General features: G+C 35.9%; 20 protein-coding genes and 1 tRNA gene. All 21 read left to right on the top strand.

Annotated features, from left to right (window positions below; all coding sequences use genetic code 11):
* Positions 1-22: 22 nt before the first annotated feature.
* The 21 genes from GKE48_RS01495 to GKE48_RS01395 all read left to right on the top strand — a co-directional run bounded on the left by GKE48_RS01495 (position 23) and on the right by GKE48_RS01395 (position 24,324).
* Complete coding sequence (locus tag GKE48_RS01495; protein ID WP_022099228.1) at positions 23-724, top strand: glycosyltransferase family 2 protein; 702 nt, start codon at positions 23-25, stop codon at positions 722-724.
* Positions 721-1,089 (top strand): DUF2304 domain-containing protein, encoded by a 369-nt coding sequence (locus tag GKE48_RS01490; RefSeq protein ID WP_012738378.1) that lies wholly within the window; start codon positions 721-723, stop codon positions 1,087-1,089. Before GKE48_RS01495 ends, GKE48_RS01490 begins: the two co-directional genes overlap by 4 nt.
* Positions 1,090-1,110: 21 nt before the next feature.
* Complete coding sequence (locus tag GKE48_RS01485) at positions 1,111-2,877, top strand: DUF2142 domain-containing protein (RefSeq protein ID WP_012738379.1); 1,767 nt, start codon at positions 1,111-1,113, stop codon at positions 2,875-2,877.
* A gap of 53 nt (positions 2,878-2,930) precedes the next feature.
* Positions 2,931-4,595, top strand: coding sequence for a sulfatase-like hydrolase/transferase (locus GKE48_RS01480; RefSeq protein WP_022098257.1), 1,665 nt, complete (start codon positions 2,931-2,933; stop codon positions 4,593-4,595).
* Between the two features lie 146 nt (positions 4,596-4,741).
* A complete protein-coding gene (locus GKE48_RS01475; protein WP_022098258.1) occupies positions 4,742-6,217 on the top strand; it encodes an APC family permease in 1,476 nt (491 codons plus the stop codon).
* A gap of 9 nt (positions 6,218-6,226) precedes the next feature.
* A complete protein-coding gene (locus tag GKE48_RS01470) occupies positions 6,227-7,147 on the top strand; it encodes a sugar phosphate nucleotidyltransferase (protein ID WP_055286983.1) in 921 nt (306 codons plus the stop codon).
* Between the two features lie 29 nt (positions 7,148-7,176).
* Positions 7,177-8,748, top strand: coding sequence for an amidohydrolase (locus GKE48_RS01465; RefSeq protein WP_022098260.1), 1,572 nt, complete (start codon positions 7,177-7,179; stop codon positions 8,746-8,748).
* A 13-nt stretch (positions 8,749-8,761) separates the two neighbouring features.
* Positions 8,762-10,522, top strand: a complete 1,761-nt coding sequence (locus tag GKE48_RS01460; protein ID WP_022098261.1) for a phosphotransferase — start codon at positions 8,762-8,764, stop codon at positions 10,520-10,522.
* A gap of 203 nt (positions 10,523-10,725) precedes the next feature.
* Complete coding sequence (gene yidC, locus GKE48_RS01455; RefSeq protein WP_118351473.1) at positions 10,726-12,627, top strand: membrane protein insertase YidC; 1,902 nt, start codon at positions 10,726-10,728, stop codon at positions 12,625-12,627.
* Between the two features lie 22 nt (positions 12,628-12,649).
* Positions 12,650-14,461: an aminotransferase class I/II-fold pyridoxal phosphate-dependent enzyme gene (locus tag GKE48_RS01450; protein WP_022097303.1), complete on the top strand. Its 1,812-nt coding sequence runs from the start codon at positions 12,650-12,652 to the stop codon at positions 14,459-14,461.
* A 16-nt stretch (positions 14,462-14,477) separates the two neighbouring features.
* Positions 14,478-14,696: a hypothetical protein gene (locus GKE48_RS01445; RefSeq protein WP_012738387.1), complete on the top strand. Its 219-nt coding sequence runs from the start codon at positions 14,478-14,480 to the stop codon at positions 14,694-14,696.
* Between the two features lie 109 nt (positions 14,697-14,805).
* Positions 14,806-15,306: a GtrA family protein gene (locus GKE48_RS01440; protein WP_243138413.1), complete on the top strand. Its 501-nt coding sequence runs from the start codon at positions 14,806-14,808 to the stop codon at positions 15,304-15,306.
* A 12-nt stretch (positions 15,307-15,318) separates the two neighbouring features.
* Positions 15,319-16,878 (top strand): amino acid adenylation domain-containing protein, encoded by a 1,560-nt coding sequence (locus GKE48_RS01435; RefSeq protein WP_055216250.1) that lies wholly within the window; start codon positions 15,319-15,321, stop codon positions 16,876-16,878.
* Between the two features lies 1 nt (position 16,879).
* Entirely contained in the window at positions 16,880-18,118 is a 1,239-nt protein-coding gene (locus GKE48_RS01430) for a diaminopimelate decarboxylase family protein (RefSeq protein ID WP_022097300.1), read from the top strand.
* A 110-nt stretch (positions 18,119-18,228) separates the two neighbouring features.
* Positions 18,229-18,453 (top strand): hypothetical protein, encoded by a 225-nt coding sequence (locus GKE48_RS01425; protein WP_022097299.1) that lies wholly within the window; start codon positions 18,229-18,231, stop codon positions 18,451-18,453.
* Positions 18,454-18,476: 23 nt separating this feature from the next.
* On the top strand, positions 18,477-20,066 hold the full coding sequence (locus tag GKE48_RS01420; protein ID WP_022097298.1) for an MBOAT family O-acyltransferase: 1,590 nt from the start codon (positions 18,477-18,479) through the stop codon (positions 20,064-20,066).
* A gap of 18 nt (positions 20,067-20,084) precedes the next feature.
* Positions 20,085-21,158 carry a hypothetical protein gene (locus tag GKE48_RS01415; RefSeq protein WP_022097297.1) on the top strand — a complete coding sequence of 358 codons (1,074 nt, stop codon included), beginning with the start codon at positions 20,085-20,087 and terminating at the stop codon, positions 21,156-21,158.
* Positions 21,151-22,215, top strand: coding sequence for a hypothetical protein (locus GKE48_RS01410; RefSeq protein ID WP_154300326.1), 1,065 nt, complete (start codon positions 21,151-21,153; stop codon positions 22,213-22,215). The genes GKE48_RS01415 and GKE48_RS01410 overlap by 8 nt, the downstream gene beginning before the upstream one ends.
* A gap of 184 nt (positions 22,216-22,399) precedes the next feature.
* A tRNA-Leu gene (locus GKE48_RS01405) sits at positions 22,400-22,486 on the top strand.
* A gap of 109 nt (positions 22,487-22,595) precedes the next feature.
* Positions 22,596-23,747 carry a DUF3048 domain-containing protein gene (locus GKE48_RS01400; protein WP_022097295.1) on the top strand — a complete coding sequence of 384 codons (1,152 nt, stop codon included), beginning with the start codon at positions 22,596-22,598 and terminating at the stop codon, positions 23,745-23,747.
* Between the two features lie 55 nt (positions 23,748-23,802).
* The gene (locus GKE48_RS01395) at positions 23,803-24,324 is read left to right on the top strand and encodes a DUF6512 family protein (protein ID WP_055216246.1); all 522 of its coding nucleotides are present in this window, start codon (positions 23,803-23,805) and stop codon (positions 24,322-24,324) included.
* The last annotated feature ends 52 nt before the right edge of the window (positions 24,325-24,376 follow it).

Here is a 24,376-nt window from a genome sequence, read left to right as displayed (position 1 = left end):
CATGGACAATTATGGAGAAAATATGAAAAAACTTATAATAATTCCAGCATATAACGAGAGCGAAAGTATAGAGAAGACAGTCAGAGATATTATAGAGAATGCACCATCATTTGATTATGTAGTTATCAACGACTGCTCAACTGATAATACACGACAGATATGTGAAGATAATGGATTTAATATTGTTAATCTGCCAGTTAATCTGGGAATAGGCGGAGCTGTTCAGACAGGATATCTGTATGCAGAAAGATATGGATATGATATTGCTGTACAGGTAGATGGTGATGGACAGCATGATGCGAAATTCCTTGGAGAGATGGCTGATTATCTTGAAAAGAATGACCTTGATATGGTTATAGGTTCAAGATTCATAGAAAAACAGGGATTCCAGTCATCTAAGGCAAGACGAATTGGAATTAACTATTTCACTGGCTTGATAAAGTTATGTACAGGTCAGAAGATAACAGACCCTACATCAGGATTAAGACTTATAGGAAGACGTACAATAGTACAGTTTGCCAAGAAGTATCCTAAGGATTATCCAGAGCCGGAAACAGTTGTGGCAATATTAAAGAAAGGTTTCAAGGTGGCTGAGATTCCAGTTGTCATGAGAGAAAGACAGGGCGGAAGCTCATCAATAACACTTAAGAAATCAGTATATTATATGGTTAAGGTTACACTGGCAATATTGTTTGAGAATTTCAGAGGAGATAAGCATAGATGAGTATAAGAATTAAATGCGTTATAATTGTTGTTCTTATATTAGGACTGTTAAAGATATTAGGTCTTATCAAGAAGAACAAACTGGAATTAAAATATGCACTTTCATGGCTTTTTCTGGAGGTTGGAATATTAATAATTACATTAATACCTAATCTTCTTAATGTTATATCAAAGGCACTGGGAATATATAATGAGATTAATATGTTGTTCTTTTTAGGGTTTGTCTTTATTATACTTGTTATATTCTCGCTTACAATGTCGCTTTCAAGAAACTCGGAAAGAGTAAGAAAGATGGTACAGGAGATTGCATTGAATAGTTATGCTAATGATAAGAAGGAATCGGGTGAAATAACAAAGGAAGTTTAATGGTATTATTTGGAGGATATAATGTCAGAAGTTAAAATGATTAACAAAAGAAAAAAACTTATAGTAACTTTTATAATAATGCTGATACTGGTATTTTTATTTAACAGAGCTATGTACTGGTCAGAATTCAGTACATGGAAAAATAAATTGTTTGTTGGTGTAATAAGCATATTTGGTGTTATATGTATACCATTATTGCTGACTTATATAAAAGCTGCATCTGATTATATAGATACTTTCATAGCTAATAAGATAAATCAGATAAAGTATCTTGCTGCTCATTGGAAGAAGACACTTTTATTTACTTGCATATTCGCTATTATAATAGCAGCCGCCGTTTTATTGGAGAAAATTATCTTCAGTAGAATTTATGATGGATATTCTAACTTGAGGATGTATTTTTTCGTTGGAACGGGAATACTTATTTTTGCAATTGTATTATGTGGCAAGATAGCATATAAACGTGTAGAAGTATTATTTGCAGCAGCAGCATTAATAATGGGACTCACATATATAATGGTTTCACCAAGACATTTACTTGTGACATGGGATGATGAGACACATTATTTAAGAAGTGTTTCTCTCGCGGATGTTTTTGATAATACTAAGTTTAATGCGGAAGGTTTATTCTATGATTCTCAGCCCGCTGCATATATGTATACACAAGGAGATTTAACACAGGAAGAGTTTAAGGCAATTCTTGATAATGTTGAATATCAGTATGAACAGAAACGTACAGATAACAGATTTGGAAGTGAAGTGGGAAAGGAGTTTGTTGCTTATACCCCTGCTGCAATTGGAATAATTATGGGAAAAGCGCTCAGATTATCGTTCTTCCATACATTTTTGCTATCCAAAATGGTGATACTTTGTACATATGTTTTATTAATGTATTTCGCAATAAAAAAACTAAAAAATGGTAAAGTACTTTTGGCTGTTATTGGATTATCCACAACAACAATGTTTATGGCATCTTCAATGTCATATGACTTTTGGGTTATTGGATTTACAACATTAGGATATTCATTCTTTATTTCGGAACTTCAGAATAGAGATAAAAAATTAGAATATAGAAATATTATAATGATGAATATATGCTTTTTACTTGGAATAGCTCCCAAAGCAATATATTTTGTTATAATGTTTGTTCTTTTATTTATGCCTGTTGATAAATTTAAGGATAAAAAGCAAAGAAGGATATATTATTCTATTATTGTAGGTGTGGCAATATTCCTTATGATGACATTCCTTCTGCCGATGTTAATTAATTCTCCAGGAACAGGAGACTCAAGAGGTGGATCAGATGTTAATTCAACTGAACAGATAAAGTATATACTTTCAAATCCTATAGAGTATTCAGGTACATTATTAAATTTTCTGAAAGATTATCTTAACCTTGATTATGCTTCAGAATTTATTAGTTCTATGGCATATATGGGATATGGAATTGGTACTGCAATTACATTAATGCTTATTGCAGCGTTAATGTACATAGACAGAGGTGAAGAGAAAGTAAGAATGCCATATGTAAGAGCTTCATATTTCTTTAGTGCGGCCGTATGTGTAGTACTGGTAGCGACAGCATTATATATATCATTCACAGCAGTTGGTGCAGACTATATTGCGGGATGCCAGCCACGCTATCTGCTTCCGTTGTTATTCCCAATGGCATATTTTATAGGTGTCGATGGTGTGACAACAAAAATTAATAAAAATGCTATGGCAGTAGCAGCAGTGAGTATAATGTCATACTTCTTTATGAATAATATGTGGGCTACATGTTTTTAATAATGTAAGAAAAATTTCATTGAAAGCGGCAGCTAACTAACAGGGAGATTACTATGAAGAAGATAAAAGATAAATTAATAACGATTTATCCTCAATTGATATTTCTTATTGTAACATTCTGTATATTTATGCCGGCATCATTATTTCTTGGTAATCTTGATGAATTTGCAGTAGGTTTCACGGCACTTATACCGCTTCTTATAGCAGCATCGTTAATTACGGCAGCAGTTGTTATACTGATAGGTCTGATTGTGCCAAAGAAGATATGTAACATATACGCAGCGGTCATATTTGGCGGTGCATTAGCTGCTTATGTGCAGGGGAATTTTCTTAATCCGGATTTTGGTGTCCTTAATGGAAGGCAGATTCAGTGGAGCCAGTTTAGGGTAAATGCAATAATAAGTACAGTTGTATGGATAGTACTTATAGTTGTTCCTGCAGTTGTTGTATGCTTTAAGAAAGATATAATGACAAAGATAATGAAGTGGGGCAGCCTGTTTCTTTCAAGTATACAGATTGTTACACTTGTAGTGCTTATAGTGGCTTCTAAGAGAACTGTTGATTATTCATATGTAGTTACAAAGAATGATGAGTTTGCGTTATCTTCGCAGGGCAATGTGGTGGTATTCATTGTTGATACACTTGATAATGATGATGCACAGAATTATGTTATTGACAGATACAGTGAAGAGCTAAAGGATTTTACTTATTTTGATAATATGATAGGCGGAGGTGCACCAACAGCTCTAGGAGTTCCACTTATGCTTACAGGTTATCAGTATGATACAACACATTCTCTGGCTGATTACAGAAAGAAAGCATATGAAGAAGGTACTCTTATTCAGGATATGTCAGATAACGGATATGATGTTAAGTTGTATACTTCAAGTGAGTATCTTAATGGAGTTAATCAGGAGGCAGTAGCCAATACTGCAGGTGGACAGAAATACAGAATATCAGACAAAGTTCAATTCTTTAAGAATATATATAAAATGTCGGCATTTTATGCATTTCCACAGATTATAAAACAGTATTTCTGGTTTTATGGTGATGATTTTGCAGCATGTCAGGCTCCAGAGAATAACAATATTATTCAATATGAACTGGATGATTCACAGTTGTATGCTGATTTTAATAATAATGGCGGTATAACAGTTGATGCTGGAAATAAAACATTTACACTGTATCATATGGTAGGGGCACATGCACCTTATGAGATGAATGAACAGTGTGTAGATGTGGGAGAAACAGAGACTTCTCTTGATAAGCAGATACAGGGTGTGTTCAGATATATTAATGAATATATGCAGCAGATGAAGGATAAAGGTGTGTATGATAACAGCACAGTTATAATTACAGCCGACCACGGCGGATATAGATTGTATGAACGTCCTGCTGTATTTGTGAAAATGGCTGATACTCATAATGATGTAATGCAGGTTAATTCAGATTCTGTAACATTTAAGAATCTGTATGCTACTTATGGCGAGGCAGCACTTGGACAGAAGAGTAATTATGGAAATACGCTTTTTGATATGGCTGGTGTTTCTCAGTCAAGATATCATGTAGCACCATGGGATGTGTCAAAAGGTATGTACCCGGCAGATGAATATCTTAAAAACAGAGATTATTCGGTGTTCAGAATAGAAGGGGACGCTGTAAATCCACAGATATCTGTAATTAAAGATGAGCAGCAGATGAAGAATATTAATAATTAATGATGCAGCAGCAGCTATAGCCATGGAAGGTTTATAGCTGCTTACTTTTATACTGGTAATTTAGTTTATTATCTGCTATAATCCATTCTGTTCACGCAGATGGACAAAAATATGACCGAACGAATAAACTGTGAGAGGGGATATTTATGAATGAAAATAATCAGCTGGTTCGTGCTTTAGGGCTTAAAGAATCAATTAGTATGACAATTGGAACCGTTGTAGGTGTAGGACTTTTTACCTGTGGTTCAGCACAGATAGGAAGTGTAGGCTCATGGATAATAGGGTTTACATTTGTTGCACTTCTTATATCTATATGGCCATGTCTTATATATGGAGAGATGTCTGCAGCACTTCCTTGTGCGGGTGGAACATATAATTATGCCAAGAGAGGACTTAACAGAGTATGGGCTAATATGGCAGGATGGCATTATATAGTATCTGTTGTAGCTATTGGTGCAGGTGAGACGCTTGCATTTGCCAATTATTTTAAGATTCTTATGGAACAGCTTGGAATAAGCATCGTTAAGCTTGATTCAAGAATTATAGCTATTATCCTTGTTGCAGTTTTCCTTATTCTTAATTTCAGAGGTATTGAGCAGTCAGGTAAGGCACAGACAGCATTTATGTTTTTCTTCTGGGGCTGTTCAGTGTGCTGGTTCCTTTATATGATACCTAAGGTTCATGTTGAATATTTTGGTGGAATAGCAATGAACTCATTGCCTCCATTTAATGAGATGATGTATATATTTGGTCTTGTATGGTGGTGCTATACAGGATTTGAGACATGTGTATCTATGGGAGCTGAGACTAAGTATCCACAGTATACACTTCCAAGAGCATTAAAGATTTCGGTATTTATGGTATTTGCACTTAACGCATTATTCCAGTGGTTTCTTGTAGGTCTTGTACCTAAGGAGTTTTATGGAATTCTTGCAGCGGCAGATGCTCCATATGCAGAAGGACTTAAGGCAGTCGGACTTGTTGGATTTCCTATTATACTTTTATGTATCGGTATTGCATTTGGTGGAGATTTATCTACTATTAATCCGGGAATTGCTGCACCTGCAAGATACATTTATACAATGGCAGAAGATGGCGCATTACCAAAATTTCTTGGAAAGATTCATCCGAAGTTCAAGACACCATATGTTGCTGTAATTGTGGTTGGTGTTATCAATTTTATACTTATTGCAACAGGTTCAATTAATTACATAGCATCGGTATCGCTTATATCACTTGCTATATGTTATATGATAGGCTGTCTTTCATATATGGGGCTTAAGAAGAAATATCCTGATATGAAGAGACCTTATAAGGCTCCTCTTGGAGTTGTTGGATGTATATTTACAATTGTTGTGTATTGCTTCATGTTAATATTTGCGGATAAGGCAGCACTTATTACATCAGGAATCATAACAGTATTATGTGTAATATTTTATTTTGCATATTCTCACAGAAAAGAATGTGTTATGCCGACAATCGAGGAAGAGATTGGTGTTATAGAAGAGCCGGATGAGCAGACTAAAGCCAGAATGGACAGACAGTACACTATATGGAAGGTGTGCACAATAATTGTTACATGCATTGCACTTGGAATCTACATAATTCCAATGGTGCTGTAAGGAGGAAATATGAATCGTTATCAGTTTGAAGTACTTACATATATTGAAAAGAATGGTAAGAAAGAGTATCCGATGAGAACTCTTTCAGATACATTAAAGATTTCAGGAACAGCTATATCTAAAGCTCTGGATGAGTTAGAAAATGAAGCTCTTATTAAAAGATGTGAAGATCAGATGGAGATTACTGAAAGAGGTCTGGAGGCACTTGAGCCTTACCGGGTAAAGAGAGCGGTTATTATGGCAGCAGGATTTGGTTCAAGAATGGTTCCTGTTACATTAGACAGACCAAAGCCAATGGTTGCTGTTAATGGAGTAAGAATTATAGATACATTACTTGATGCACTTGTTTCTGTAGGAATTAAGGATATAACTCTTGTAAGGGGTTATAAGAAAGAAAAATTTGATGAGATTCTGGAGAAGTATCCATTTATCAATCTTATTGATAACGATATATATGATAAAACCAATAATATATCATCAGCAATGGCAGCATTAGAACATATTGACCAGTGCTATTTATGTGAAGCGGACCTGTATATATCTAATCCGGCTATTATCACAAAGTATCAGTACTGCAGCAATATCCTTGGCTCTTATTCGTTGGAGACTGATGACTGGAGTTTTAAGCTTGATAATGGACATATAACAGATTATCAGAAGGGTAATACATATTGCTTTAATTATTATGGAATATCTTACTGGACAAAGGAAGACAGTGCAAGATTAAGAGAAGACTTTGCACAGGTATATAATGAAGAGCCGGAGGGCAATGATTATTTCTGGGAGTTTATTCCACTTGTGCTTCGCAAGGAAAGATATGCGGTAGAGGTAAGACCTTGTGAGAAATCAGATATTATGGAGATAGATAATTTTTATGAGCTGGTACAGTTAGATTCTTCTTATAAGGATTATCCGGGACAGGAACAGTAAATGCAGATATAAAGGGAAGGTGAATGTCTATGATATGTTATAAGGGAAAGGTTCTTACAGTTGACAGTAATGATACAGTAGCCGGTTATCTCGTTGAGGATAAAGGAAGAATTGTGTATGTTGGTAATGAACTGCCAGAACAGTATAAGAATGTGCAGACAGTTGAACTTGGAAAGAAGGTGCTGGTTCCGGCATTCGTAGATACACATCAGCATATGGCATCATTTTCTACATTTCACGCAGGACTTAATGTTATGGATGCAGAGTCCAATGAAGAGATTGCACAGATGGTTAAAGAATTCGTGCAGTCAAGCGGTAATAAAAAAACACTTATAGCATTTGGTGCGTCACCATATTCAGTTAAAGAAGGAAGACTTATAAGCAGGGAAGAATTAGATAAGGTATGTCCTGATAAGGAAATCATGGTTGTCAAATATGATGGACATGCGTGCATAATTAACAGCAAGCTTCTTGATAAGCTGAAGGGGAAAGTAAGTGAGTTGAGAGGTTATCACGAAGATACAGGTGAGATGAATCAGGAGGCATTCTTTGAATGTTCTAATTACATTACCAATTCACTTTCTATTATTGAACTGTTTAAGAATATGCAGAGTGCCATTGATTTTCAGGCGTCTCATGGAATTGGCTGTATTCATACTGTAAGTGGTGTGGGTTTTACAGGCAATCTTGATATTACATTTGAAAAAATATTTGCAAAATCCTTAACTAATGGATTTCAGGTAAGGGTATTCCCACAGTCAATGAATGTTGATGTCGCATTAAAGAGAAAACTGCCAAGAATAGGCGGGTGTTTTGAATGTGCGCTTGACGGATGCTTCGGTTCACACGATGCAGCTATGAATGAACCATATATTGATTCTTTAGGCGGTGACGGAGTACTTTATTATGATGATGAAAAGGTTATTGATTTCTGCAAGAAGGCTAACAGAGCCGGACTGCAGATAGAGATGCATGCGATTGGGGATAAAGCATTTGACCAGGCATGCAGGGCACTTAAGGCGGCACTTGACGATTATCCAAGAAAAGATCACAGACATGGAATTATACATGACTGTCTTCCAACTGAAGAGGGAATTAAGATATGCAGGGACTATAATATACAGATGCCTGTACAGAGTGCTTTCATTAACTGGAAACAGGAACCTGATGAGTATCTTAAAAGTATTATGGGTAAAGAAAGAGCAGAAAGACTTAATCCGCTCAGAACATTTAATGAGAATGGAATAGTTGTTTCGTGCGGTTCTGATGCTCCATGTACATCACCGGATCCTATCGTATGGATTGACAAAGCTGTTAATAATATGAATCAGTCTCAGGCAGTATCGGTTCAGGAAGCACTAAGGATGTGTACGTATAATGGATATTATGTAACATTTGACGAGAAAGAAAGAGGAAGCCTTGAGGCAGGAAAGATTGCCGATATGGTGGTTCTTTCAGATGATTTGTATTCAGTTGACAAGAAGGATATAAAGAACATTAAGGTAGAGGGACTTATACTTTCAGGAAAAAAGTATGAATCATGTAGAGAAAATGTAATCAAAGCAGTGATTCGAGGAATGTTCTCAGGAAACATGGCATAAGGAGATATGTATAATGAGAAAAGAAGAGTTTTATGTATTGAACAGTTTGTATAATGGAAGCATTGGAAGAGCCGGCTGTACTTATGATGTTGAGGCGACAAAAGCTCTTAATGACACAGATATTTATAATAAACTTGTAAAAACAGGGTATATTGAAAAAGAGTCTGGTAGTCTTACAAAGACTGGATTAGAGGCGCTTGAACCATACAGGGTTAATAATGCCGTTATTCTTGCAGCTGGCGCATCTACACGATTTATTCCTTTATCACTCGAACAGCCAAAGGGTCTTTTTGAAGTAAAGGGTGAACGTCTTATTGAGAGACAGATAAAGCAGCTTCAGGATGCTGGTATTAAGAATATTACAGTTGTACTTGGCTATAAGAAGGAGATGTTTTACTATCTTGAAGACAAGTATGGTGTAAAGTTCATTATTAATGATTCATTTAATATAAAGAATAATATTGAAAGTCTTTATCTTGCAAGAAAAGAACTTAAGAATACGTACATATGCGTAAGTGACAGTTATTATATAGAGAATCCGTTTAATCAGTTTGAATATCATACATTTTATTCAGGTTATTATGGAAAGGAAACAACGGATGAAGTATATGCAAGAGCTGATGGATTTGGAAAGATAACAAGAATTGCTAAGGATAATAAGATTGATGGCTATGTTCTTATGGGACATTCATTCTGGAGAAAAGAATTCTCAGAAGCATTTATTAATCAGGTTGAGGCTGTCCGGGAATCTGGAATATATAATAACTGCTATTGGGAGATTCTTGTAAAGGATAAGCTGGATGAAATGCCTGATATTTATTTTAAGGAATATCTTCCTGGTAATATATTTGAATTTGATTATTTTGATGAGCTTAGGAAGTTTGATTCACAGTATCTTGGACATACGCACAGTGAGATAATAAGAAATATCAAGCTTGTATTCAGATGTGATGAGGAAGATATAATTGATTTCAGAAATGTAAGCGAAGGAATGACCAACACCTCCTTTATATTCAAGATTGACGGAATTGATTATATATACAGGCATCCGGGCGATGGAACAGAAAGCATAATCAATAGAAGAAATGAAAAAAAATCACTTATCACAGCCAAAGAGGTTGGTGTAGATCCTACATACATATATGCAGATGTTAATGAGGGCTGGAAGATATCCATATTCATTCCAGAATTCAGAGAACCTGATTATAATTCTTTTGAGGACTCAAAGAAGATATTGGCTGTTTTAAGAAAGCTGCATAAGGCAGATATAACAGCTGATTATGGAATGAAACCTTGGGAAGATGCACTTGATATGGAGAAGCTTCTTGAGAAGAAAGATCCTGTGTGCTTCGTTCAATATGAAGGACTTAAGAACAACATAGGACAGTTGTATAAGATGACTCTAGCAGATGGAGTTGAAAAATGTTTCTGTCATGGTGATACATATAAGCCAAACTGGATGATAAGACCAGATGGAAGTGTTATACTTATTGACTGGGAGTATTCTGGATATTCTGACCCGGGAATTGATGTTGGATATTATGTGGTTGATGCCATGTATGATTTTGATAAGGCTGAGGAATTCATAAAGGAATACCTTCAGGAAGATTATAATGAGACAACAAGATTTCATTATATGGCATATGTTGCTATTATTGCGTACTACTGGTTTGTATGGGCTATGTACAGGGAATCATGTGGTGCAGACATGGGAGAGGCATTGGAGAACTGGCGAGACATGGCAGTTAAATATGCTGAGTACCTTTTGAAATAAATAATATTAAAAGGACACTGTATTATGTAAGAACAGTGTCCTTTTTTTGTGTGCAAAACATGTAAAATTTATATTGGGTATGTAAAAAAAGTATATCGGATATGTAAAAACACCTTTCAATAATTGATAATAAGTGATATGATTAATTATTATATTGGATGACTCTGACACAATCAATAAAATCTTCAAAAGAGGAGTTATTTATGGAAATATTATCGACAGCCTTAGGTTATGTAATGAATTTTTGTTACAAATTACTGCATGATTATGGATTGGCAATTATATTATTCACTTTGATAAGTAAGATTGTTCTCTTACCTGTATCAATCTGGGTACAGAAGAATTCAATTAAAATGGTTAAGATGCAGCCTGATATTAACAGGATTCTTATTAAGCATTATGGGGATAAGGATGAGATAGCAGAGGAACAGTCTAAGCTTTATAAAAAAGAAAAATATAATCCACTGGCATCACTTATACCTCTTATTATACAGATAATACTTCTGCTGGGAGTTGTTGCAGTTATCAAAGACGGAATTAATGAAGGTGTTGCGAACATGAAGTTCTGTGGCTATGACCTTACATGGATTACTACAAAACAGTGGGGATTATCAATAATAACACCAATTATAGCAGGTGTCTCAGCATGGCTTTTATGTGTTGCACAGAATGCAAGTAACGTATTACAGGCAGAACAGAGTAAGCTTAATAAGTATGGTATGATGATATTTTCAGTAGGTCTGTCGTTATATTTAGGATGCTTTGTATATGCAGGAGTAGCTCTTTACTGGACTGCCAGCAACATATTTGCAATTCTTCAGTTATATCTTCTTAACTGGGCGATTAATCCTAAGAATTATGTTGATTATGAGGCTCTTGAGGAAACTAAGAAAGAACTTGCAGAGATTGAAGCTCTTGGTACGAAAAAAGGTAAAAGAAACAAAGAAGATATTAAGAGAGAAAAAGCTGATTATAAAAAGTTTTTCTCTGTTGTTAATAAACATCTTGTCTTCTATTCAGAGGGTTCAGGTTTTTATAAGTATTTTAAAGGGATAATTGAATACATACTTAATAATACGAATATTACAATCCATTATGTAACAAGTGATCCAGATGATCAGATATTCAGAATTGCAGAAAAAGAAAGTAAGATTAAACCTTATTATATAGGGGAAAAGAAACTTATAACACTTATGATGAAGATGGATGCAGACGTTGTTGTTATGACTATGCCTGATATTGAGAATTATCACATTAAAAGAAGTTATATCAGAAAAGATATTAATTATGTTTATGTTCCTCATGGCATGGACAGCCTTAATATGACAATGCGAACTGGTTCGATGGATCATTATGATTCTGTATTATGTACAGGAAAAATTCAGAAAGAAGAAATAGAAAAAACAGAAGAAGTGTATAATCTTCCTAAGAAGGAGCTTGTTGAGTGGGGATATTCATTGCTTGATGAGATGCGTGAGGATTATGCAAAGATGCCAAAGAAGGAAAATGATATTAAGTCAATACTTATTGCTCCATCATGGCAGAAAGATAATATTGTAGACAGTTGTCTTGAGGACATACTTGATAATCTTAAGGGACATGGTTATAAGATTACAGTCCGACCACACCCACAGCATGTAAGACATATGCCTGAGAAGATGGAAGGACTTAAAGAAAGATATAAGAATGATACAGATATAGAGATTCAGACCGATTTTTCATCAAACAGTACTGTTTTTGAGGCAGATCTTATGATTACAGACTGGTCAGGTATAGCATATGAATATGCTTATACTACATGTAAACCGGTTCTTTTCATTGATACACCAATGAAGATAATGAATCCTGAATACAAAAAGATTGGAATTGAGCCACTTAATATATGGATGAGATATGAAATCGGGCGTGTACTTAAGCTTGATGAAATTGATAAGACAGCTGATACAGCAGCAAAGATGCTGGCAGCTTCTGATACATATAAGGACAGCATAGACCGATTTGTTAAAGAATATGTGTATAATCTTGGCAGTAGTGCATCAGTTGGAGCTAAATATATTATTCAGGAAATTCAAAAAGCAATTAAAAGACATAAGGAACAAGAGTAGAGTCGGATTATAGGAGGGGATTATGCAGGCAATTATTTTAGCAGCAGGAATGGGAAAGCGTTTAAAAGAACTTACCCAGAATAATACCAAATGTATGGTAAAGGTTAATGGAGTATCGCTTATAGACAGGCTTTTGCATCAGCTTGAGAAACAACATCTCTCAAGAATAGTGATTGTTGTGGGCTATGAAGGACAGAAACTGATTGATTATATAGCGACATTGGGAATTAAGACACCAATTTCATATGTTGACAATGCGGTATATGATAAGACAAACAATATTTATTCACTTGCACTGGCAAAGAATTATCTTATGGAAGAAGATACTCTGCTTTTTGAATCAGATGTAATTATTGAGGATTCTGCAATTGATGAACTTGTAAAAGATCCGAGAGATACACTTGCCATGGTAGATAAATATGAGAGCTGGATGGATGGTACATGTGTAAAGCTTGACGAATATGATAATATTGTTGCATTTGTTCCAGGAAAGAGCTTTGATTTTAAGGAAAAAGAGGAATACTATAAAACTGTAAATATCTACAAATTCAGCAAACATTTTTCACAGGATATATATGTTCCTTTCCTTGAGGCATATTGTAGTGCATTGGGAGAAAATGAATATTATGAACAGGTTCTTAGAGTTATAACGATGCTGGACACACCTGGAATTAAAGGTATGAGATTATCAGGTCAGAAATGGTATGAAATAGATGATGAACAGGATCTTGATATAGCAACGACACTTTTTGCTCCGGATGATGAGACAAGAATTAACCTTATGCATAAAAGATATGGAGGATTCTGGAGATATCCGGGATTGTTGGATTTCTGTTATCTTGTTAATCCTTATTATCCGCCTAAAAAGCTTAAGGATGAACTGCGTGCAAGCTTTGATACACTTTTGACAGAATATCCTTCAGGTATGGGAGTTAATTCTTTACTTGCAGCTAAGAATTTTGGTGTTCATAAAGACAACATAATAGTTGGAAATGGAGCAGCAGAACTTATTAAGTCACTTATGGAAAGCTTTTCTGGAAAGACAGGCGTTATCAGACCTACATTTGAAGAATATCCTAACAGATATTCTGTTGAAGACGAAGTGGTATTTACACCGTCAAATGATAATTATACATATTCAGTTGAAGAACTGATAGAGTTCTATACATGCAACAAAGTAGATAATATTATTATTATTAATCCTGATAATCCATCTGGTAATTATCTGAAAAAAGAAGAAATTATAAGATTAATAAAATGGACAGACGGTCAGGGAATAAAGCTGGTGGTTGATGAGTCGTTTGCTGATTTCTCAGATGAACCGGATAATTCTCTTATAGAACAGAAATTTATCGAAACATATAGAAGATTATATGTTATGAAAAGTATATCTAAATCATACGGTGTACCGGGACTGAGGCTTGGAATCCTTGTTTCCTCAGATACAGAAGCGATTGCAGCAATGAAAAAAGATGTTGCAATATGGAATATTAATTCATTTGGTGAGTATTATCTTCAGATTGCAGAAAAGTATAAGAAAGATTATGCAGCTGCAATGGATAAATTCCGCGTAGAAAGAAAAAGGTTCTATAATGAACTGGAGCAGATATCTGGTATAAGAGTTATCCCATCACAGGCTAATTATTTTATGATTGAGATAACTAATGGAATGACAGCAAAAGAACTTATGATAAAACTGTTTAAGAATCATTATCTGCTTATAAAGGATCTTACATCAAAATTACATGATGGAAAACAGTATATAAGAATTGCAATCAGAAATGATGTAGATAACAACAAGATGATTGAAGCATTAAAAAAAGAACTTAATTAAAAAGGAGATAAAAAGTATGTTGACATTATTAAATTTAAATGTAGCAGGTTACATTGACCCATCTGTTATGACTTATGCCATTCAGGCTATTGCCGGAGTGATAATTGCTGTTGGTGCATTTCTTGGTATTTATTTAAGAAAGGCAAAGAAAAAGCTTAATAACAAGCTTGGAATTGATGAAAACAGAAACAAGGAAGTTGAGACAGATGATATTGTTATCAACGAATCAAAATAATAAATTCATTTTCAGGACGCCGTTTATATACGGCGTCTTTTTCTTGATTTGTTATTGATAAAAGTATAAAATAGTATGGCGTTATATCAATAAAAACAGTGAGGTAATTATGAGTAACAATACAGATAATAATATGCAGGAAACTAAGCCGGATATATTCGATAAGATTATGCATCTGCCGGGTCTGAGGGTGTTTGAACCATTGTATAAGAAGTATAAGGAAGTACTTCTGTATCTTTTCTTTGGAGTACTTACAACAGTGGTGAGTATAGGTTCATATGCATTCTTTAATGTTGCAATGGGAATTAATGAGCTTATTGCAAATGTTATATCATGGGTACTTGCAGTACTTTTTGCATTCTTTACTAACAGGATATGGGTGTTTGCAGCACCAACTAAGACTGTGGAAGAATTTATGAAACAGTTAGTTTCATTTGCAGGTGGAAGAGTATTAACTCTTGTAATTGAAGAGATAATTCTTCTTGTATTCATTACAATGCTGCATTTCAACAGTATGTTAATAAAGTTTATTGCGCAGGTAGTTGTAATTATACTTAATTATGTTATAAGCAAGCTGCTTGTATTCAGAAAAGATAAGAATAAGAAGTAAAAGGAGAAGGTAATGGAAAAGAATGTATTAGAGTTTCTTGAAAACTCACAGAGAATGTATGGGGAAAAGACAGCGTGTGCGGACATGAATAATGAACTTACTTATACACAGCTTATGAATCAGGCAAAGTTCATAGGAAGCTGTCTCTCACTTAAGATTAAGCCTACACAGGGAGTTCCTGTGTATATGGATAAGACATGTAATACATTATCTTTATTTATGGGAATTGTGTATGCAGGCGGATATTACTGTATGCTTGATACAACTCATCCGGTTGAGAGAATTAATCTTATATTAGATACGATTCAGGCAGATATTCTGGTTGTGGATAATAAGTCAGCCAAGAAAGCAGAAAAGCTCGGATTTCAGGGCGAGATTATTAATCTTGACGAATTGCTTGAAGAGTATGACGGACAGGCTGTTGATTCAGAGGCTCAGGAGAGACTGGAAAAGATAAGAGAACAGGCACTTGATACAGATCCATTGTATTCAATATTTACATCAGGGTCGACAGGTGTTCCTAAAGGAGTTATAGTTAATCACCGTTCAACAATAGATTTTATTGACTGTTTTACAGAAACATTTGGAATTACTAATGAGGATGTTATAGGTAATCAGGCACCTTTTGACTTTGATGTATCAGTTAAGGATATATATTCAAGTTTAAAGACAGGCGCAACCTTACAGCTTATTCCTAAGATGTGCTTCTCATTTCCAACCAAGCTTCTTGATTTCCTTGATGACAGAAAGGTTACAACTATTATATGGGCTGTATCAGCGTTATGTATTGTAACAACTCTTAATGGATTCGAGTATAAGAGACCATCTTCACTTAACAAGATTATGTTCAGCGGAGAGGTTATGCCTATAAAGCATCTTAATGCATGGAGAGTGCAGTATCCGGATGCAATGTTTGTTAATCTTTACGGACCAACAGAGATAACATGTAATTGTACATATTATATTATTGACAGAGAGTTTGGTCTTGACGAGAAGCTTCCGATGGGAAAGCCATTTGCCAATGAAAGAGTATTCCTGTTAGATGATGAGGATAAGCTTGTTGATGCAGGCAGACCAGGCGAGTTAGGAGAAATATGTGTATCTGGAACAGCTGTAACTATGGGGTATCTGCGTAATCCTGAAAAGACAGCAGCAGCATTTGTACAGAATCCTCTTAATGACAGATATCTGGAAACTATATACCGCACAGGTGATCTTGGTTACTATAGTGAAGATGGTGAACTTTTCTTCTCATCAAGAAAGGACTTCCAGATTAAGCATATGGGACACAGAATCGAGCTTGGCGAAATTGAGACATACATGAATGCTATAGAGGGACTCCTTAGAAGCTGTTGTATATTTGATACAGATGAGAATAAGATTCTCGGATTCTTTGAGATAGAAGGAGCAAGTGAGCTTGACAGAAAGGGCGTAACACATGCTCTCAAAGATAAAGTGCCACAGTGGATGATTCCAAATGTGCTTGTTAAGGTTGAAACAATGCCGATTACTAAGAATGGTAAAATTGACAGAAAAGAACTTATGAAGATATATAAAGAACAGGAGGCATAGGATGGTAGGAGTTAATGAATTAAAAGAGATTGCCATAAAATGTGGAACACCATCGTATATATTTGATACAGATGAGCTATGTGCAAGGATTGATGCCATGCAGCAGATTCTAGGATGTGGAGTTACAGTGTGTTATGCAATGAAGGCCAATCCGTTTCTTATAAGCGTGCTTGACAAGAAGCTTGATAAATTCGAGGTATGTTCTCCAGGTGAATTTGCGATATGCGAAAAAGAGGGCATAAACAGGGAGAAGATAGTCCTTTCGGGTGTTAATAAGGAAAAGAAAGATATCCTCTACACGATGAAGACAGGTGCTGTTGGAATCTACACAGTGGAATCACTTAATCAGCTTGAACTTATCAATTCATGTGCAGTTGAGTGTGGCATTAAAGTTAAGGTGCTTATAAGAGTTACAAGTGGCAACCAGTTCGGCATTAATGAGCGTCAGGTATATGAGATTGCTGACAGAAAGGATGAACTTAAGGGAATTATCATAGAGGGAATCCAGTGCTATTCGGGAACACAGAAGAAAAAATTAAGCCAGATAGAAGCTGAGGTAGTATGGTTACAGGCAATAGCACATACATGTGAGGCTGAACATGGTGTTAAGCTTAAAGAGATTGAGTATGGTCCTGGTCTGTCAGTTGATTACTTTGTTACAGACAAATGTGATGCCATGAATACTGATTTTGACGAGCTTAAAGAGTTTGCTGTGATGATTAAAGAAATGTCCGAAAAATTCAATGTTACTCTTGAGATGGGACGATATATTGCAGCTACCTGTGGAGTTCTTATAAGCAGAATTGCTGATATGAAGATGAATGACACAACAAGATATGCAATTATTGACAGCGGAATTAATCATATTAATTATTATGGACAGGCTATGGCTATGAAGAAACCAAGATGTGAATTCATTCCAATGGAGTACACAGAAGGGTTTGCTGATGGTGCAGATCATGAGGTCGAAGTGTATTCACAGGGAGTACAGCCATATAATATATGCGGTTCATTATGTACAGTAGGGGATGTAATTGTTAAGAATCTTGAATTAAAAGATGCTAAGATTGGCGATATGATAGCATTTTATAATATTGGAGCTTATTCGGTTACGGAGGGAATATATCTGTTTCTGAGCCGTCGAATGCCGGCAATTGTGATGTATTCTAAGAAAAATGGTTACAGAGTTATAAGAAAACCTATTGAAACATTTTTAATAAATAGCAGTAATACACAATAATTTTACAATTTTGTAACAAAATATGATTGACTATATGCGAATGAGAAGATAGAATGTTTTCTGTTCACAGATGTGTGATCAATAGATTTTAATATTTTGCGAGGTTTATTATGGATCAGTTATTAGACATTTTGAATGAAATTAACAGTGATGTGGATTATGAAGTATGTGATACTCTTATCGATGATGGTATATTCAGCTCATTTGATATTGTATCACTTGTTGGTGAGTTAAACGATGCATTTGACATTGATATCACACCAGTTGATATAGTACCTGAGAACTTTAATTCAGCAGAAGCTATGTGGGAGATGATTCAGCGTCTGCAGGATTAATCCGGAAAGCGGGGTAAAATAATATGTCACTAGTTTCTACCGGATTTCTGGTATTTTTATTAGTGGGAGTAATTGTATATTATCTTATACCTAAGAAGGCACAGTGGGCATGGCTTTTGATATTAAGCTATGCCTACTATTTATGTTCGGGATATAAGACTGTTGTATTCATATTACTTACAACAATCGTTACTTTCACATCAGGAATCCTTTTAGAGAGAACAGAGGATAATCTTGACAAGAGCCTTAAAGCAGATGGGCTGGCAAGAGAAGATAAAAAGGCTTTAAAAGAAAAGGCAAAGACATATAAGAAAAGAGTTGTAGTACTTGCTCTTCTTCTGGTATTTGGTGTGCTTGCAGTTGTTAAGTACCATAATTTTGCGATTGAGAACGTCAATGGCATAATTAAGGCTTTTGGTGGCAATGGCAGGATATCAACATTTACACTGCTTCTTCCGCTTGGAATATCTTTCTATTCATTCCAGTCGATATCATATGTTATTGATGTATACAGAGGCAAAGTAAAGGCATGTAATAACATTTTTAAATATGCTTTGTTTGTTTCGTATTTTCCTCAGATAACACAGGGACCTATCGGAAGATATGACAGACTTGCACCACAGTTTCTGGCAGAGCATAAGTATGATCTTGCAGTTATCCAGCATGGATTGCAGCGTATGGCTTGGGGACTTTTCAAAAAGTTCATTATAGCTGACCGTGCAGGAGTCGTGTCTGATCTGGTGTTTAATAATCCCGGACAGTATCATGGAATATATGTAATAATAGGTGTTCTTGCGTATTGCGCACAGCTATACGGAGATTTTGCTGGTGGAATCGATATGGTTATGGGTGCTTCCGAGATGTTTGGAATCCACCTGGATGATAATTTCAGACAGCCATTCTTCTCTCATTCTATTGGAGAGTTCTGGCGCAGATGGCACATAACACTTGGTACATGGATGAAGGATTATGTGTTCTATCCGTTCAGCTTAAGTAAAGCCATGAATAAGCTGGGTAAGTTCTTCAAGAAACACAGCAAAACAAGATTTGGTAAATATATGGCGAAGGCATTGCCTATCTGTCTGGCTGATTTACTCATATTCTTTATAGTAGGTGTATGGCATGGAGCAGCATGGAAGTATATCGTATATGGTATGTACAATGGTATAATCATGAGCTTTAGCAGTATTATGGCACCTGTTTATGAAAAAATGTTTAAAATAACACATATTAACAAGACTGCACGCTGGTACAGAGGATGGCAGATAATAAGAACATTTATACTTGTTAATATAAGCTGGTATTTTGATAACGCAGCTACTCTTACAGATGCATTCAGACTTATGGGAAATACATTTAAACATGCATCATTCAGCATGGACGCCGTTGTAAAAATGTTTGGAAGCCAGCTGGATTTGATTATATTACTTGCAGGCTGTCTTGTGTGGCTGATTATAAGTATACTTAAAGAGAAAGGCATTGTAATCAGAGAAGCTCTTGACAGAAAGCCGCTGATTATCAGATGGGCTGTATACATAGCTCTTGTTATGTCAGTTGCAATGCTTGGCTATATTTCTAATACATCGGGTGGATTTATGTACGCCCAGTTCTAATCAGAGGTGCAGGATACCATGAAGAAGAAAGCATTTAAAGAGATATTAAAATATGTGAGGGTGATAGTATTCTTTGCGGTTATAACCATACTTGTTGAAGCAGTTAATTATGTAATGGTTCAGCCGGGGTATGCAAGATATATAATCCATACAGTTGACAATCCGGATGATGGCTCTGATTATGATTGTATTGTAGTGGGAGCTTCACATGGAAGGGCTTCAATTGACCCGCATTATTTTCTGGAAATGGAATATGCAGTTAATCCAATTAATATGTGTATTCAGGGCGCCACGGTTATTGATAATTATTATATGATCAGAGAAGCGTGCAATAATAATGACGTAAAGAAGATAATTCTTGAACTTGATTATCAGTACTGGAATAAGAATCTGAAACGTGATTCGGATTTTGGAGATCTTCTTGTATATGGACAGCTTCCGTTTACAAGTCTTAAAATGGAGTATATAGTAAGCCAGCTTATGGATAAAGACTTCAGGACAATATATTTCAGAAGATATGCATTTGCCAGGAATTGGAAAACGGCTAAGAAATATATGGCTATAAAGAAGACTGATGAATATAAGAATTTCCAGATTGAGGGTGTTGCCGGAATTGATACAGAAGGACCATATCAGGGATTGGGATTTTTCTACCGTACAAAGGTAACTGATAAGAAGGGAAAGCTTAATCCATCACCGTGGACATATGAAGATCTTAATCCTAAGGTGCAGAAATATTTCCAGAAGATAGTTAAGTATTGTAAGGACAATGGAATTGAGCTTATATGTGTTACTGCACCAATTACACCATCGTCGGTTGTTTCGGGTGCTGCTAATGAGGCTGATACATATTTTAAGCAGATATGTGATGAGAATAATGTAAGGTATATAGATGGCAATCTTATTAAGAATGAGATTCTTAATGTAAGTGATGATGATTTTTCTGACTGGGAAGGTCATATGAACGGAGAGCTTGCTGAGCAGTTCTCAGAGGTACTCACAGAGATACTTAAAAAGAATGATTGTTCAGAATATTTTTACAGCAGTTATGATGAGTGCATAGAGGCAATTAAAGCGAGGGGCAATGAGTAATAAAATATTAAAATATGTCAGAGCTGTGGTGTTTATTGCCATAGTGGCCGGGCTTGTCAAATGTATGGATTATGCGATGATGCCATCAGGCTATATAAGATACATTATACATGAGGCCGACAATGCAGATACTGATGAAGGATATGACAATATAATAATTGGAGCTTCACATGCAAGATCTGCTATAAATCCAGTAAAGCTCGATGAAGCCGGGGCATCTGACAATGCATTTAATCTTGCAATACCAGGCGAGACGGTAACAGATTCATATTATCTTTTAATGGAGAGTGACCGGCATAATAATGTAAAAAGAGTTATATATGACCTTGATTATCAGTACTGGTGCAATTATGCAGAGAGGGAGTTTGAAGACTGTTTCATATACACATGGCTTCCTTTCAGTAATGTAAAGCTTAAGTATATAGCTGATAATCTGCTCACAAAGGATTTTCGTACTGTATATTCAAAGAGATGGGCTTATGAGATATCACCGTCTGCTATTATGAATAATCTTAAGGTTAAGAGCAGTGCGGCATACCGCAACTACAGTATGGATGCAGTTGAGATACATGATGCCGGAGGACCTTATGCTGCCAAAGGATTTTTCTATAGAGATATGAAGATGGACAGCCTCGTGCCATCTGATATTGTTGCATGGGATGAGAGTGGAATCAGTGATAAGGTTCTGGATTCATTTGAAAAGACTGTTCAATATTGTAAGAAGAATAATATTGAACTGGTATGCGTTACATCACCTATTACGCCGACAACATCAGTTAACGGTTATTCGGAACAGGCAGGAGCATATTTTACGAGGCTTTGTGAAGAATATGGTGTTGAATATTATGATTTCAATCTGTTAACAATGGATACACTTCCAAGAACAGATGATGACTTCTTTGATGAAGAAGGTCATATGCTTGGAGAACTTGCCGACAGATATTCAGATATACTGGCATCAGTTCTTCTTGACAAATGTGACAAAAGTACCACTTTTTATGGTACTTATGCACAGTTAGAGCTGGCAGTTTATGAAAATTATGTGACAAAACAGTGAAACTGACAAAATATGCTTGCTATAAACATAACAATGTGCTAAACTTCATTCACTGCATATGTTGAATCTGCAGGTAGTAAAGAGTCGTGATGTACTACATATCTGTTATTGCATTTGGGACACTTAGGCTGCGCCAGAGGAAGTCATATGTATTAATAATACGCCTGCTATGCAGGCACTTTACGCCGGTGTGGCGGAACTGGCAGACGCACAGGACTTAAAATCCTGCGGGACTTATACTCCCATACGGGTTCGATTCCCGTTGCCGGCATATTAATAAAGAGCTATACATAACTATGGTTATGTATGGCTCTTTTTTCTTGCCATATAGAAGTGCAAGTCGTACAATTAAGGAAGATTATTATGATGGGAGATAATCAATGATTAATAATAGAAAACGTATTATTATAATATCTGCTCTTGGCGCGGCAGCAGTTGCTGCGGCTGCCATTTGCATTATGATGACAAGCAGAATAAGAGGCGGTAATCCTACGGGCGAGGCTTTATCACAGAATATTAATCCGATAGAGGCTGCTTCACAGACAGAAGAACCTACTGTATATGTAGATAATACGGTCGACATAATTGACGTTAATTCGAAGACAAGACCATTTGCAGTATCTGTTAACAATACACCAGTAGCTGTACAGGTGCAGACTGGACTTAATAAGGCATATATTGTATATGAGCTTCCAACAGAGAGTTATACATGCAGACTTCTTGCCTTGTTCAAGGTAGAGGATCCAGATGTTACAGATGAAGCACCACAGGAGATTATTGGGTCAGGCAATGTAAGTCAGACAGATACGGTTATTGGAACAATAAGAAGTGCAAGACATAATTTCCTTGATTTCTGTTTTGAATCAGATGCGATATTTGTACATTTTGGCGGAAGCACTTACGCTGAGAGTGATGAGGCAAAGACTGGTATTAACTGGATTAACGGCTTCTATAACAGTGCATATTATTGGAGACATAATCCGGAAGGGCTTGCAACAGAGCATACAGCATATACATCGCTTTACAGGTTAAAGAGTGCAGTACAGGAAAAAGGTTTCAATGCTGAGGCTGAGAATGCATCGGACACAGTACTGCTTAATTATGATGTATCAGATGTTGACCTTTCAAAAAGAGAAGATTCAGTCAGTGCATCATCTGTGTATGTGCCTTACAGCAGTTATCAGTACACAACATTTACATATGATGCTGCGTCAGGTAATTATTTAAGGTTTGCGAGTGGCGAGCCAAGTCTTGACCACGAAACAGGTGAACAGTTTAATACTAAGAATATTATCGTGCAGAAGATTACACACAGCATGATGGATGATAATTACTGCTGGAATCTTCATACAGTCGGCAGGGGGGAAGGTTATTACATAACTAACGGTTATGCTGTTCCAATCCAGTGGAGTAAGTCAGACCGTTATTCCAAGACAGTGTATACATATGCAGATGGAACAGAGATTAATGTAAGTGATGGAAGAACTTATATTGAGGTGTCTGATGTAACTATGACTGTTGAAGTGGAATAGTACAACAGATGGAAGCATATACTTCTATTATTCAACAATAATGGAGGTGTGCATTGTGAACAAGACAATCAAAAAACTTAATATAACAATGATAATAGGGATTCTGGCAGTATGGGTGTCAGGGTCCTTATTTCATTTTGTGTATGACTGGACAGGAAAGAATACATTTGCCGGGCTGTTTTTTCCAACTAATGAATCAACATGGGAACATATGAAGCTGGCGTTTCTGCCTATGAATCTGTATGGAATCTATACATGGTATGCATTAAAGGACAGATACGAAGCAAGCGGCTTTGCGGTTTTACTCGGTGCAAATGTGGCAACATGGGCAATTCCGTTTCTGTACTACACATATATGGGAGTTCTTGGATTTTCAAAAATGTGGCTTGATATTGCAACATTTTTTGTGGCAGTGCTAACTGGTTTCGCTGTGGAGTATCATGTGTTAAGACGTGCCGGGCATGAGAGCTTTGTACTTGGAACATGGATTATGGCAATTGTTGATTTTATGATGGCAGCAGCATTTGTTTCATGCTCGTATGGTGCGCCTGCGCTTGGTATATTTGCAAAACCTTAAAAATAACAGTTGACAATAACTAAATATAATAGTATGCTGTAACTGTACTAAT

The organism is Lachnospira eligens (assembly GCF_009680455.1).
Classification (GTDB): Bacteria; Bacillota; Clostridia; order Lachnospirales; family Lachnospiraceae; genus Lachnospira; species Lachnospira eligens_A.
This window is presented reverse-complemented; position numbering and strand designations above follow the sequence as displayed.

Bases quoted from the DNA above. Each gene is read 5' to 3' on its own strand.
- GKE48_RS01495 (WP_022099228.1), top strand. From the start codon at position 23: ATGAAAAAACTTATAATAATTCCAGCATATAACGAGAGCGAAAGTATA.
- GKE48_RS01490 (WP_012738378.1), top strand. From the start codon at position 721: ATGAGTATAAGAATTAAATGCGTTATAATTGTTGTTCTTATATTAGGA.
- GKE48_RS01485 (WP_012738379.1), top strand. From the start codon at position 1,111: ATGTCAGAAGTTAAAATGATTAACAAAAGAAAAAAACTTATAGTAACT.
- GKE48_RS01480 (WP_022098257.1), top strand. From the start codon at position 2,931: ATGAAGAAGATAAAAGATAAATTAATAACGATTTATCCTCAATTGATA.
- GKE48_RS01475 (WP_022098258.1), top strand. From the start codon at position 4,742: ATGAATGAAAATAATCAGCTGGTTCGTGCTTTAGGGCTTAAAGAATCA.
- GKE48_RS01470 (WP_055286983.1), top strand. From the start codon at position 6,227: ATGAATCGTTATCAGTTTGAAGTACTTACATATATTGAAAAGAATGGT.
- GKE48_RS01465 (WP_022098260.1), top strand. From the start codon at position 7,177: ATGATATGTTATAAGGGAAAGGTTCTTACAGTTGACAGTAATGATACA.
- GKE48_RS01460 (WP_022098261.1), top strand. From the start codon at position 8,762: ATGAGAAAAGAAGAGTTTTATGTATTGAACAGTTTGTATAATGGAAGC.
- yidC (WP_118351473.1), top strand. From the start codon at position 10,726: ATGGAAATATTATCGACAGCCTTAGGTTATGTAATGAATTTTTGTTAC.
- GKE48_RS01450 (WP_022097303.1), top strand. From the start codon at position 12,650: ATGCAGGCAATTATTTTAGCAGCAGGAATGGGAAAGCGTTTAAAAGAA.
- GKE48_RS01445 (WP_012738387.1), top strand. From the start codon at position 14,478: ATGTTGACATTATTAAATTTAAATGTAGCAGGTTACATTGACCCATCT.
- GKE48_RS01440 (WP_243138413.1), top strand. From the start codon at position 14,806: ATGAGTAACAATACAGATAATAATATGCAGGAAACTAAGCCGGATATA.
- GKE48_RS01435 (WP_055216250.1), top strand. From the start codon at position 15,319: ATGGAAAAGAATGTATTAGAGTTTCTTGAAAACTCACAGAGAATGTAT.
- GKE48_RS01430 (WP_022097300.1), top strand. From the start codon at position 16,880: ATGGTAGGAGTTAATGAATTAAAAGAGATTGCCATAAAATGTGGAACA.
- GKE48_RS01425 (WP_022097299.1), top strand. From the start codon at position 18,229: ATGGATCAGTTATTAGACATTTTGAATGAAATTAACAGTGATGTGGAT.
- GKE48_RS01420 (WP_022097298.1), top strand. From the start codon at position 18,477: ATGTCACTAGTTTCTACCGGATTTCTGGTATTTTTATTAGTGGGAGTA.
- GKE48_RS01415 (WP_022097297.1), top strand. From the start codon at position 20,085: ATGAAGAAGAAAGCATTTAAAGAGATATTAAAATATGTGAGGGTGATA.
- GKE48_RS01410 (WP_154300326.1), top strand. From the start codon at position 21,151: ATGAGTAATAAAATATTAAAATATGTCAGAGCTGTGGTGTTTATTGCC.
- GKE48_RS01400 (WP_022097295.1), top strand. From the start codon at position 22,596: ATGATTAATAATAGAAAACGTATTATTATAATATCTGCTCTTGGCGCG.